This window comes from Janibacter indicus (genome assembly GCF_900176385.1).
In the GTDB taxonomy this organism is placed as follows: domain Bacteria; phylum Actinomycetota; class Actinomycetes; order Actinomycetales; family Dermatophilaceae; genus Janibacter; species Janibacter indicus.
In genome coordinates this window covers 262,031-274,835 of record NZ_FWXN01000006.1, presented here as the reverse complement: position 1 = coordinate 274,835, position 12,805 = coordinate 262,031, and the positions used below count along the sequence as shown (strand labels likewise).

Below are 12,805 nucleotides of genomic sequence, written 5' to 3'. Positions count from 1 at the left end.
GTGTGTGTTCCTGAACAGCTCCACACCTCACTCGGAGGTCTTCCTCATGTCACGCCGACTCGCCCATCCCGTACCTAACGTCCCGGGTCAGTACATCTAGTCCGTCACTGACACGCCGACCCGATGCCGACCAGGAGCAGACTGCGTCGGCTGATCGTTGGGGGTGCGTGAACTGGTGTCGATCAGGGCCCGTTGCGAGAAATCAGAGCGAGGAGCGCAAGGTCCGCATCTCCTTGATCTCGGCGTTCTGGTCGCTGATGACGTTCTTGGACAGCTCCACCGCGTCGGGGTTCTCCCCGTCCTGGCGGTGGTCCTTGGCCATCTTCACGGCGCCTTGGTGGTGCTCGATCATCTGGTCGAGGAACAGCGTAGAGGCTTGTTCGCCGTCGGCTGCCTTGAGCTTCTTGATGTCCTCGGGGCTGAACATGCCGTCATGGCTCATCTCGTCTCCGGAGCCGGAGTCGCCACCGTGGCCCTCGTGGCCCGAGTCGTCCTGACCCCAGTCCTTGAGCCAGGTCTGCATCTCCTTGATCTCTGGCCCTTGGGCCTTCTTGATCTGTTTGGCCATCTCCACCACGTCGGGGTTGACCCCGGACTTGTCGAGGATGATGTCGGACATCTCCACGGCCTGCTGGTGATGCATGATCATGCCTTCGGCGTAGGTGACGTCGGCGTCGTTGAACTGTGCCGACGCCTGGCTACTGCCGCTCTCGCTGCCGCCGTGGGAGTCGTGGCTGCTACTGCCTTGGGAGCAGCCACTGACGATGAGGGTGGCTGCCGCGGCGGTCGCCAATGTCTTGGTGATGGTGTTCTTGCGCATGCGAAATCGCGATTCCTTGTCTGGTGTCGTTGATCGGGCAGGACTGCGTCCGGCGACGCCGTGTGGCGTGCTCGGACGCGAGACGCCTGCTCACGTTCGGATGATGCACAGCCGAATCAACGACACGCGTGACAGGTGCCCCGGTGGGGGCGGTGACTGGGCAGCGAGCCAGGTCACCCACGGGGGCTGCCATCGCCACGAGGAGCCACCACGCCGTGGCACGAGGGGCACCAGCCACAGCAGCATGAACAAGCACATCGCGGCCATCGCGCCGTGCTCGTCGCAGCCGGGGGACGGACATGAATGTGCGCCCGAGCTCGCTGGGTCAAGGTGCGTGGGGTGACCCGCGCTCGCCTCCACTTGCTGTGTGGACGCCTCGCCCGGCATCTGATGGCCGACGGAGAATCCGTGCATGGCAAGGATGCCGGCGACCACCGCGGTGACCAGCCCCAGAATCAGCAGGCCCCATCGAGGCTGAAGCGCGCGACCAGCCCGCGCGCGGGCTCGGCAGTCGAGGGCCCATGACCCACAGTCTATGAGTCACCCTGCCGTGAGATGTCAGGCGCTGGCTGCGGTGGTCTACCCAGCCTGCTCGATCGTCGCGTGAACGGCCTCGTCGGTTTGTTCGCGCAGCCTCCGCAGGTCCATGCCAGAGACGGTGTAATTGCGCTCGTTAGCTATTGCAAGGCCGGGACGGTGCGTGCTACCGCGTCCCCAACCTCGTCGTGGGACAAGTCGCGACCATCTGGATGCCCTGTGGGCTGGGGTCTCGCGCGCACCGTCAGACCTCGAGCAGCGTTGACAGGGACGTGCGGCCGCCCCAGGGCGGGTCGAGCTGGCGGTCATCCCTTCTCGCGTTCGAGTCTGGCGAGCATGTAGTCGGCGACGGTGGCGGCTTCGCGGACGACGAGCATCGCGAGATCTTCAGATACCCCTGATGGCAGGGTCCGTCCGTGGCCGGTGCCTTGGAGGTTGCGTAGCGCGTTGATCTGGTCGGCGATGTTCCAGGTTGACTGGTGGATCGCGCGGATCGCGTTGGCGCCTGGGACGTTCGGGTCAACCTGCTGGGGCAGGACACCGAGGCGTTCGCGGGCGAGGTGCCACAGCTGGTTGTAGTCCATCTTCTCGTTGACCGGGAAGCCCGTCTCTTCAAGGACGAACTTCGAGACGGACTCCAGCAGCTCCTTGGCCGTCCCGATCAGCAGCGCCGGATCGCTGGTGGAGCGGCGTAGCCGGTCGACCTGTTCGTCGAGAGCGGCCCTGCCCCCGGTGTCCAGGTCGACCTGGCCGAACGGATGAACATGGCCCTCTTGGGTGAGGCGCCAACCGGCGGACCCGAGAGCTCGCCGGAGGCGGTCGACGTCCTCACCTGCCGCGCCTTCACCGATCAGGCCGTTGACGCGCAGCAGGGACAGCAGGCCGTCGACGAGCTCCCGAGCCCGGGCAGGTTGTCGCTTGGCCAGAGCTAGGCCCCGCAGGACACGCTTCTCCTTGTTGGGCCCTTGAACGTCGGGGTCATAGGTGTAGTCGTCGCTGTAGCCGGTGCCGGTGAGCACTCGGCTGATCTCGCTGTGACTGGGTCCGGCTCCGCCGTGAAAGAACTTTGCGATCGCGGCGATGACGTCGTCGGTGATCGGCGCGGCGCTGCGTGGGCTCATGGACTCTCCGCTTCTGATGTGGGCTGGTCTAGGACCTGTCGCAGGCTGACCTGTTGCGCGGTACTGAGGGTGGCGGAGAATCTCCGCATTCGTGCTGGATCTGCCAGAGGCGCGGTCCCCGGGTGGGCATGGGCCGCCTTGACCCATAGCCACTGCACGGCCAGAGACCAGTTTGAGGCCCGGGTGCCTGGCCGGTATCTACGTGCCCAGGCGATGAACCACGAGGTCGATGCGGCGAGGGCATGGACCTGGTCTTCCAGGGCTCGGTAATCCCGCCGGTCGAGATCGCCCGCGGCGGCGGTTATGGCCTCGAGGACGGCCGCGGGTGAAGCGGTCTGGCTGGCCGCGGCGGCTGCGGCGCACCGCGATCCGAGATCTGGAGGCAGTCCGAGGGCTTGTGCGGCCGCGGCCCAGGTGGTGATGCCGGGGTGGGTGAGGGCCATGGTCAGGGAAGCGAACAGCTGGACGGTTTCGGGTCGGGAGGTGAACAGAATGCCCAAGTGCTCCTCGTAGAGCTCGACCGGCAGGACCTGGGGGATCTGCCGGGTGGAGACCGTCAGCGGCGGCGTCGCGTCGAGTAGGCGCGAGAGGCGCCGGCGTGGCGCATGTGTGGCCATGACCAGGCGGGTCGTGGAGCTGGTGTGCCGGGTGTGGTCGCCGACCCAGCCCAGCAAACCGTCCGGGGTGCGCGGGATCGCCTCCACCCACGGCGCGAAGCGCGTGACGGCCTCCTCGATGCCGCTACTGGTGAGGATGTCCGCAGTCGTAGTCAGCGCCTGGGATCGGGTGGAGATGTCCGCGGGTAGTTTCAGGCCCCATCGGGGTGCCCGCTGCTGTGTATGGGTCGCAGCGTGGACCTGTCCCGCCCATTCGGGCAGCAGGCCGGGACGGGTGGTGGCGGTGGCGATGTGCAGCAGCAGGGCGGTCAGGCCATGGACGTCCGCCATGAACCGGCGGGCCGTGGTGCCTTCACCGAAGACCTGGGGTGGTCGCGCCACCAGCGACTGGGCCTGGGTACGTGCTTGCCGGTCGACGCAGCCGGGGTCGGCCGGCTCCATCGGGAGCGTGCTGAGGTCCGTTGGGCAGTAATGGCCGCGTCGACCCAGGGCATTGCCACAGCGGGTCTTTGCGCCGATCGGGCGCAGGAGCGTGGATCTGGTGGCGCGGAAGGGCCGCTGGCAGCCCGGGCACGTCGAGAGCAGGTAGCAGCCGTGGCGGAGGCAGACGGTGGTGGTGGGGATTCGCCACGAGATGTCCCAGGTGCCGGTCTCGGCGAGGCAGCGGGGACAGATCTGGGTGCCTTGACCGGGTGCCCAGCCTCGGGCGGCGACGGCGCGGTAGCTGGGCTGGTGGTGCGGGTCGAGACCGGACAGGTCCAGCAGCGTCCCGTCGACGGCGGCGAGCGTCGCCGCGGTCAGCGCCGCGGTCGACTGGCCGGTCAGGCCCGAGAGGACCTCGAGGGTGCGGGGGGTGGGGCGCAGCAGCACGTAGCGGGTGGTGTCGCACGCGTCGGTGATGGCGCGCATGACCGTGGCCGCCGGTATGTGGTTGGCGTCGGCGGCGTGCTCGAGGTAGCAGTCCAGGGCTTGGCCGGCGTGCAGGGTCGGGCGGGCCGGCAGGTTGCGGCCGGGGTCAGGAGACACGACGCTCACCGTGATCACGGCCTAGTCGCGGGAGGGCGTCGACGGCGACCGTGGCGCTGAGCTGCAGGTGGTGCTGCCACCAGTCGCGCAGGAGCAGTCGGCCTTCGGGGTTCATGTCGTGGTCGAAGGCCAACAGCAGCCGAGGGGCCATCTGGGCATGTGGTCCACCAGCCGGACGCCCGAGGGTGGCATCCAGCCACACCCAAGCCGCTGCCAGCCTCCCGGCATCGGGCGTGTGCGCCGCAGCGGCCGGCAGCTCTTCGATGACGCCGTGGGGAATCATCTTGACGTTGCGCAGCGCCTCGCGACGCTGCGCCAGCGGCGGCAGCCCTTCTTCGAGGAGGAAGGCCAGGTGGGCCGCCAGGCGGCGGTAGGTGTCCACGTCTTCGGTGATGTGCTCGGCGAGCCGGGCCACCTGAGGGTTGATCGTGGCTGCGTGCAGCGTGTGGATGTCGCGGATCGAGAGGTCGCTGTTCCGGGCCTGGGCGACGAGTGAGGTCAGGGCGACTGCCTCGGCGGTGCGGATGGTGCGGGTCGCTTCGGGCAGCACGAGGAGGTCGTGGTTGCGGCGCATGGTCGTAGGGATGTGCCCGACGTGGATGCCGTGGTCCAGGATCAGGGAGAGCACGGCCTCGCACCCCGTGTGAGCGTCGGGCCATCGCGGCACCAGGTCCCTGGCGGGCAACCACGGGTCGCCCATGATGGCGATCTGGTCGGCGAGGTCACGGGCCGCGGCCTGTGTGGCGGAAGCGGCCCAGGTCAGCGCCAGGGTCGTCGCGCTGATGTACGGCGGCCTGGCAACGACCCGGCCCGGTTGCAGCCCCCAGCGCAGGAAATCCACCACGGCCTCACGCCAGAGGGTGGACTCTCCGGGTAGGAGTGGGGGCCAGTTGGTCCACAACGCGTGCTCGAGACCGGCCATCAGAGATTCGAGTCGCGTCAGCCGGTCTCGAGCACGCTGAGACTCACCGGCTGAGCAGAGGGTGGCGAGCATCTCACGGTGGACCGCCTCGATGTCGGGTCCCGGGTGGCTGGGGTGCGGGAAGTAGGCGTCGTGCAGGAAGCAGCCGCAGTTGGGGCACAGCACGACAATGTTCAGCCGCGCGGCGACGGTCGCAATCTGGCACTGGGGGCAAGTGGCGGGTTGACCGGCATACCGCCGGCCGGTGCGGGCTCGCTCCGGCGCCATCCCCGGGTAGGCGCCACGCAGGGTCGCTGGCCTCAGCTCGTCCACGGCGGTCGAGGTGAGTGCCGCGACGCGGTGCAGCAGGTCATCCGGGGGCTCTTCCCAGACCCGCGAGTGGACCTGCAGGCCGGTCAGCTCGCGGACGGTGGTGTGGTTCGCGCTGGCGGTGCGCGCCAGAAGGGCCGCGATGTCCTCGCCGGGTCGCAGGTCTGGACGAGCGGGCAGCGGCGGCGGCGCTGGCTCGGTCATGCCGAGGCTCCTGACCTTGGGGCAGCGGTAGCCGAAGGGTCACCGACCGGGGCGGTCGCTCGCCGCCGCGTGGCGTGAGCGTCTGCGTTTCGTCGTTCGGCTCGCGCAGCCAGCGTGACGCCGGCGAGGTGCTTCTCGGTGATGGCCCAGGTTCCGTCCTCGATGGCGGCGGTCGTGGCGTCGCGCAGCAGCTGGAGCAGGTCGCGGTGGTAGCCGGCGCTGCGTTCGAGCCAGATGTGTGGCAGTTCCTTCCAGATGTGGTCGGGCCGACCGGCCGGAAGGTAGGGCTGGGCGTGCTTCGCACACTCACGCAGGAACTGTTGGAAGGCCAGCCTGTCGGCCTTCGTGGTGCCCGAATAGGGCGCGACGGGGATCTCGTAGGCCCGCCCGGTCACCTGCGGGTCGTCCATGACCGGATGTGTGTGCAGATTCGCGCCGGCGAGGATGACGGTAGCCCCGAGCTCGCCGACAGCGGTGACCACGGCTTTGAGGTGGTCCAGCGCCTCGCGGCCCAGTTTCAGTGAGGTTTTCAGCAGGTGCAGGTCGTCCACGATCAGCAGGCGGACACCGTGTCGTTCAAGGAGATCGAGGTAGCGCACGCGTTTCTCGACACCGGGCGGGTAGCCCAAGGCCTGGACGATCTGCGCGTTGAACTTCGCCACCGTCGTGCCGGCCGCCAGGGACAGGAAGAGGACGGGCACGTGGTCGACCTCGAGGTTCTCGACCCTGCGTCCGGTGATGGTGCGGGCGGTGGTCACGGGACGGACATCAGGGTCGGTGTGCGGGGCGACCAGGCGTCGGTGCGCCTCGAAGGCGACTTGGTAGAGCATCGTGGACTTGCCCAGAACGTTGTCGCCGGTCACGATCGCCACGTCCTTGGTCCCGGTCAGCGACTGCGCGTTGCCCTCGATCAGGGCAGTCAGGCGCTGCCGGATGCCGCGGTCGCGGTCGGAGTCGAAGTAGCGGCCCGCCAGGAAGCGGCGCACCTCGCTCGCACGGGCGCGTCGCTCCTCGCCGGACATGCAGTTGGCCTCGCGGGTGGTGATCATCGGCGGTGGCCCGATCGGCGGAGTGAAGGCCAGGGAGTGCAGCAGGTCGGCCTTCATTCTTGCTCCTCCAAGTTCGACCAGTCGGCGGCGTCGGTCTCCCAGGGCGCCCTGGTCGTCTTCGCCGGCGGTGCGGGGCGCGACCGCGGGCGTGGCGCTCCGCCGGTCGATGGGGTGCGACCGCCGGCGGCGGAGGCCGCCTCGCCGTGGTCGTGCTTGGACTGGCCCGAGCGCATGGCGGCGGCGGTGAGCATGTTGCCGTGCCAGTCCGCCAGGTCCGGGTCCCCCCGCAACCGGTCGTACCCGTCAGCCGTGTTCAGGGTGGTCAGGACCTCTTCCTCGATGCCGTCGCGGGAGAGGTCCCGGTAGGCGCCGCGCTTCTTCATCAGGCCTTTCGCATGCCGCAACGTCACCCCGGTCATCGGTGCCCGCAACTCGTGCTCCCGGCGCCACGGCACCCGGATGATCCGGTCGGTGTCGGGGTGACGCAGCCAGTACGCCGAGACATCCCGAGGGTCGTAGTAGAACGGCGCCGCCTTCGCTCCGGCCCAGGCACGCCGATCACCGGTGTGCCCGGTCTGGTCAGGTGAGCGGAAGGTCCAGTCCCGCACGTTGCGGAACTCATCCAGCTCTCGGCAGTCGTAGTACAAGTCGTCGAACTCGACGCCGTTGGCGCCGATCTGGCCCCACCGGATGGGCATCGCGTCGTAGATCAGGTCCGCACGCTGGAGCACGTGGATGCGCCCCTGGGCGGCCATCAGGCTGTCGTAGACGTCCAGTGGGGTCAGCCGCATCCGGGCATCCTCGGCGGTGATGCTCTTGTCGGCCAGCACCAGGCTGGAGTGCGGGCTGCGGTGATACGTCGTGGCGATCCACTCCCGGATGTGCCGCTCCAATTCCCGCGGCGTCAGCGCCGGGGCACCGCCGTGGAAGACCGGCTGACCGGCCTTGTCCAAGGTGATACGCCCGACCTTCGAGCCCCGCTCGGATACGTTGTGGCCCTTGTACCCAGGCGCGGCCTGGAAACAGGCCTGCAGGGTCTCCCAGAAGCGCTCCATGACCGCGTTGTCGGTCGGGTGCGCACCACGGGAGAGCAGCAAGTTGATCCCGAACTGGCGACACAACGCCCGAAAATGCGTCCCGGTGAAAATACTGCCCCGATCCGCTCGGATCGCATCCGGCAGCACACCGGGGATGCCGTGCTCACCGACCAACGGCCGGCCCGCGAGCCCATCGATGCGCTCGGCTTCGGCCAGTGCATGCGGGAACAACCCGATGTGCTCCGGGACCCCGGCCCACCGCCAGTCATCCACCCGGGCCGGATCCACCGCGAGGCTGTAGGGCCGCAGGATGTCGACCAGCAGCAGGCCGGCCTCGAACCCGGTCGGGCTGCGGGGGAAGACCCTCGTCCCCACGATCACCCGGCTGGCCAGGTCGATCGCCGTCATCACCTCCACGCTGACCGCGGACCCGGTGAACGGGTCGAAGCAAAAGTTGTCCGCGCGGGTCACATCGATCGCCACCACCTGCCCCACACCGACCGTCGCGAACGACGAATACGAGGCAGTGGTCCGCAGCTTGTTCGTCTTGTGCGCCCGCGTCGTGCGTCCCAACGGCTTGACCACGTGCGCGATGTACCTGCGCAGCGTGTCCCGAGGCAGCTCCTCCATCACGAAGCCGTCCGCACTGAGCTTGGACAGGACCTGGCGGTAGATGTCCTTCTGCCGCTTTGCGGACTCCGTCCCGTCGAACCGGCCCACGACCCCCTTGCACACGTCCTTGATCTCCTCGTCCAACGAGTCGAACTGCGACCGGCCCTTCCGGCTGCGGCCATCGACCAGCTCGAACAGTCCCCCCGGTTCCCCGAAGTAGTCCCGGTGCCAGTTCCGGATGGCGTTGGCGGTCGGGGACCCGATCCGACCCGGCCGCGTCGAGCGACCTGCCTCACGGTCACGACTAGCCTGACGATCCAGATCATCCTCGGCTGCCAGTTGCTCGACCATCGCCGAGAGCTTGCGAGCCAGCGAGATTCCGTCTGCCGGATCGAACGGCCAGAAGGGCTCACCCTCGCGCGCCAAGGCACGATGTCCCCGCGCGAAGCCCGTCTCGACGGTCAGGACGATCTCCTCGCGGTCGAGCGCCAACTGGCGCGCGGCCTCACGGACGCTCTCGAACTTGTGCCGGAAGGGCCCCGCCACGGCATCAACGCGGCCATCGAGCATCCCGACGGCGACCTCGAGGTCCTCGAACCGAATGTCGAGAACTTCGCCGTGGATGGTCTCGACGCGCACGCTCAGCGGGCGGACACCCACCACCAGCAGCGGGCGGCCATCTTCACCTTGGATGGTCGCGCCGTCGTGCAGCGCGACACGCACGCTCACGACCGTCCCGCCCAGACCACAGGAGTGTCTTCGCTCCACCGGTCGGCAAGGTCCAACTCGACGTCGCCCCGCCAAGCCAGGTGCCACAGTGTCGACAACAGATAGCCGCCCTCATCGGCTGCGGCGATGTCCCCGAAGGTCACGCCGGCGCCGTGGGTGATTTCGCGTAGACGTGACGTCGCGGCTGGCATCCACGGCTGCTGCCTGCGGGCCATCGACAGCCACCGCAGGTTGACCTCCTCCTCGCCAGAGAGTCCGGGAAAGACCCGGTGCCTCCACCCCCGGGCGGTGCACGCCTCAGCAGTCTTCTCGACCTTCCAATTGAAGTCGATGTCCTGTAACTCGGCCGGGCGCGCATCCCACACCGTCACCGACCCGTCGACGCCCACGCTGAGCAGGTCGGGATAGTGCGACTTCTTCGGTGACCACCGAAGGAGGAACGGTTGGGCCACCAGCCACGCGACGTCCCGGTCGCGGTCGAGCATCATCATCAACTGATGCTCCAGGCCCGACTCCAGTGTCAGATCGTCCCCGATTGTCATCGAGAAGGCATGCACCGGAACGTTGCGCGAGTACGTCGAGGAGCGAACCTTGCGGACCGACCCCAGCTGCCGCACATCTGGAGGTCCAGCACCCCAGTCCCAGCCAGAGACGACCTGGCCTCCCACAGCGAAAGACCACTCCGGGTCCGAAGATTGAGTTTCGGGCACCGCAACATCTACTGTGGACACAACGACTCCTCCTGCCACCCAGCCAAGGGATCAGGTAGTTGTTCACGAGGGCGTCCCGGGCCAACGGGACGCCCTCGAACTTTGTCTGCACAGCGACACTATCGAACGCTGGCGCTCCAATACCACGCCGTGGGCGAAACTCCTAACGACACGCCGCAAGTGGCCGTAAACAATGTACAGAGCCGTTTGTACAAACTAGGCCCCCTCTCTACAATCAGAACCCGCCGGAGTCCTTCGCCAGGTTCGAGAAGCGGGCGTAGTGACCCTGGAAGCCGAGGACGATGTCGGCGGTCGGGCCGTTTCGGTGCTTGGCCACGATGACGTCGGCCTCCCCTTCGCGCTCGGACCCGGGGTCGCGGTCGCGGTGGAGCAGGATCACCAGGTCAGCATCTTGCTCGATCGAGTTGTGCACCGCGATGCCGTTGGCGACGAAGTTGTGACGACCGAGAACCGTCGCGTCATAGACCTCTTCGACGCCGTCGGCCTCCACCGCCACCACCGTGTCCCAGAAGACGTCGTTGACAGCCATGAGCTCCAGCTCCGCGGAGTCGAGGACCTGCGCGACGCGGGTCAGCCGCTCCCGCGAGGGAGCCGAGGCGTAGAGCGCCGAGCCGCAGTACTGAGTCCCGAGTGCGGCCTGGAACTCACGCGTCGTCATCCCGGCGTCCGACATGACGTCCTTGACGTCCGCCCACACCTGCTTGGGGATCGTGTCGACATTGGTGTTGGCCTTGACGTCGCGGACGATCTCGAGGAGTCGCTCGGCGTTCGCTCCGCGCGCGCCGAAGACACCGATCTCCTGCAGGAACCTGCGCTGCGAGTCGACACCCGAGATGTCGATCGTGTAGCCGTCGCGATACCCGTCCTTGTGGGTCGTCCGCAGGCGCGTCTGGATGCCGAAGCGCAGGAGCAGCCGGCTGAGGTCGTCGACCAGTCGGCGCGAGGTCGAGGCGTAGTAGATCCGGCCCCCTCGACCGTTCTTGTTGACCGTGACCGAGCCGTCGGTCGCCCAGATGTGCTTGATGAAGAGGGCGATCTGCACCTTGGGCAGGCTGAAGATCTCGTCGGGGAGGAACTTCTCGTGCGAGCGCAGCCCGAAGAGCCCGAGCCCGTCGAGCCACTCCGCCAAGGGATTGCGCTTGCCCCTGGCGACGGGGAACGGGGATCGCAGCCGCAGCGTGCTGACCCGCGCTGCCGCGTAGTCGTCACGGACCGTGGTGATGCCGAAGGCGAGCGCGGACTTGGTGACGACCTCGAGGTTCGCCTCGTCGACGCTCGCGTAGCGCAGTGGCTGACGCTTCACGAAGGACCCGTCGCCCAGCATGTGCGCCAGCAGGATGACGCGCGCGTCCTCCCACTCGGTGAGCGCCCGCGGTGAGGGGACGTGGCGGGGCACTGCCACACGATCGCCCTGCCGCAGCTGGGCGAGGGGGGTCCACCCTTCGTAGGCAAGGAAGGGGTGGTTCTCCGTCGCGCGCACCGTCTTGCCCGAGGCGAGGGTCAGCTTGAAGACGACGGCCGTGCCGGTGGAGAAGGCGTGCGTCATCTTGCGCTTCACGTAGCGCAGGGAGTCGTCGAGCGCCCACAGGTCGATGTCCTTGGCGCCCGTCTCGACCAGCTCTCCGATCGTCGTCTCTGCACCGGTGTCCGCACGCAGGATGCGCGTCTCGGCGGGCAGGCAACCGGACTCACGAAGGTCACTCATCGCCGGACGCTTGTCGGTGCGCTGCTCTGGACCACGGTTGAGCTGGCTGATCGCGATGACCGGGACCTGCAGCTCCTTGGCCAGCAGCTTGAGGGCTCGGGAAAACTCGGAGACCTCCTGCTGGCGGGACTCGACCTTCTTGCCCGAGGTCATCAGCTGCAGGTAGTCGATGACGATGAGTTTGAGGTTGTGCTGCTGCTTCAAGCGCCGCGCCTTGGCGCGGATCTCCATGAGCGCGAGGTTGGGCGAGTCGTCGATGTAGAGCGGGCTGTCGCTGATTCGGCCGACGACGCGGGAGAGCTTGCGCCAGTCGGGGTCGCTCATCTTGCCCCGCCGCAGGTGCTGCAGTTGGATGCTCGCCTCCGCCGCGAGGACACGCATGGTGATCTCGCTGCGGCTCATCTCGAGGGAGAAGATCGCGGTCGCCATCTGGTGGTGGATCGCCGCCGCGCGGGCGATGTCCACACCCAGCGTGGATTTGCCGATTGCCGGCCTGGCCGCGACGACGATCATCTGCCCCGGGTGCAGGCCGTGCGTCAGTTCGTCGAGGTCGGTGAAGCCCGTCGGCACACCGGTCATCTCGTCGGTGCGACCGGCGGCGACCTCGATCTCGGTCATCGTCTCGTTGAGCGTGTCCCACAGCGGGGCGTAGTCCTCGCCGCCACGCTTCTCGGCGACGGTGTAGACCTCGGCCTGCGCGGCGTTGACGATCTCCTCCACGTCGCCGCCGCCCTGGGCGTAGCCCATCTGGACGATCTTGGTCCCGGCCTCGACGAGGCGGCGCAGCACCGCCCGCTCGGCGACGATCTGCGCGTAGTAGCCGGCATTGGCCGCGGTCGGCACCGACTGGATGAGGTCGTGCAGATAGGCCTGGCCGCCGGCGCGCTGCAGATCGCCGCGCTTGCTCAGCTCGTCGGAGACGGTGATCGCGTCGGCCGGCTCGCCGCGGCTGTAGAGGTCGATGACCGCGTCGAAGATCAGCTCGTGGGCCGGCTTGTAGAAGTCGTGCCCGCGCACCGCCTCACCGACATCGGCGATCGCGTCCTTGGACAGCAGCATGCCGCCGAGGACCGACTGCTCGGCGCCCAGGTCCTGCGGGGGCAGCCGGTCGGCGGGAGGCCCGGACGAGTAGGAGTCAGAGTCGCCGAATGACCTCGTGTCCTGCTCGAACGTCGTCACCCGGGCTACCCTCCGTCTCCTGCACCGGACCCGGCCGAAGGGGGTCCGCGCGCCCCCGCGAGGGGACGTCAGAGCACTGTCGCACCCGGTGCCGACAACGCCAAACGGCCCTGTGGACAAAGGTGTGGACCGGGTGTGGACGACGCGCCACTGGTCTGTGCACAGCCCGTGGACAAGTCTGTGGATCTCCGGTCCGGACCAGCACCG

9 protein-coding genes are annotated in these 12,805 nt (G+C 68.0%); all 9 read right to left on the bottom strand.

All coding sequences use genetic code 11. The annotated features are described in order from the left end of the window. Positions 1-202 precede the first annotated feature (202 nt). The gene (locus tag B9B60_RS09325; RefSeq protein ID WP_084451136.1) at positions 203-820 is read right to left on the bottom strand and encodes a DUF305 domain-containing protein; all 618 of its coding nucleotides are present in this window, start codon (positions 818-820) and stop codon (positions 203-205) included. Positions 821-910: 90 nt separating this feature from the next. Then, the gene (locus B9B60_RS17845) at positions 911-1,255 is read right to left on the bottom strand and encodes a DUF6153 family protein (protein ID WP_223277693.1); all 345 of its coding nucleotides are present in this window, start codon (positions 1,253-1,255) and stop codon (positions 911-913) included. A gap of 407 nt (positions 1,256-1,662) precedes the next feature. Then, positions 1,663-2,478, bottom strand: coding sequence for an abortive infection family protein (locus tag B9B60_RS09320; RefSeq protein WP_084451134.1), 816 nt, complete (start codon positions 2,476-2,478; stop codon positions 1,663-1,665). Next, the gene (locus B9B60_RS09315; protein ID WP_159451184.1) at positions 2,475-4,121 is read right to left on the bottom strand and encodes a TniQ family protein; all 1,647 of its coding nucleotides are present in this window, start codon (positions 4,119-4,121) and stop codon (positions 2,475-2,477) included. The genes B9B60_RS09320 and B9B60_RS09315 overlap by 4 nt, the downstream gene beginning before the upstream one ends. Continuing rightward, positions 4,111-5,556, bottom strand: a complete 1,446-nt coding sequence (locus tag B9B60_RS09310) for a TniQ family protein (protein ID WP_084451131.1) — start codon at positions 5,554-5,556, stop codon at positions 4,111-4,113. Before B9B60_RS09310 ends, B9B60_RS09315 begins: the two co-directional genes overlap by 11 nt. Next, positions 5,553-6,662 carry a TniB family NTP-binding protein gene (locus B9B60_RS09305; RefSeq protein ID WP_084451129.1) on the bottom strand — a complete coding sequence of 370 codons (1,110 nt, stop codon included), beginning with the start codon at positions 6,660-6,662 and terminating at the stop codon, positions 5,553-5,555. Before B9B60_RS09305 ends, B9B60_RS09310 begins: the two co-directional genes overlap by 4 nt. Further along, positions 6,659-8,977 (bottom strand): DDE-type integrase/transposase/recombinase, encoded by a 2,319-nt coding sequence (locus B9B60_RS09300; protein ID WP_143445518.1) that lies wholly within the window; start codon positions 8,975-8,977, stop codon positions 6,659-6,661. Before B9B60_RS09300 ends, B9B60_RS09305 begins: the two co-directional genes overlap by 4 nt. Before the next feature lie 2 nt (positions 8,978-8,979). Continuing rightward, positions 8,980-9,600, bottom strand: coding sequence for a TnsA-like heteromeric transposase endonuclease subunit (locus tag B9B60_RS09295; RefSeq protein ID WP_084451125.1), 621 nt, complete (start codon positions 9,598-9,600; stop codon positions 8,980-8,982). 328 nt (positions 9,601-9,928) lie between these two features. Beyond that, positions 9,929-12,598 (bottom strand): replicative DNA helicase, encoded by a 2,670-nt coding sequence (locus tag B9B60_RS09290; protein WP_084451123.1) that lies wholly within the window; start codon positions 12,596-12,598, stop codon positions 9,929-9,931. Positions 12,599-12,805 lie beyond the last annotated feature (207 nt).

Coding starts and splice junctions, on each gene's coding strand:
- B9B60_RS09310 (WP_084451131.1), bottom strand. CDS start 5,556: ATGACCGAGCCAGCGCCGCCGCCGCTGCCCGCTCGTCCAGACCTGCGA.
- B9B60_RS09325 (WP_084451136.1), bottom strand. CDS start 820: ATGCGCAAGAACACCATCACCAAGACATTGGCGACCGCCGCGGCAGCC.
- B9B60_RS09320 (WP_084451134.1), bottom strand. CDS start 2,478: ATGAGCCCACGCAGCGCCGCGCCGATCACCGACGACGTCATCGCCGCG.
- B9B60_RS09305 (WP_084451129.1), bottom strand. CDS start 6,662: ATGAAGGCCGACCTGCTGCACTCCCTGGCCTTCACTCCGCCGATCGGG.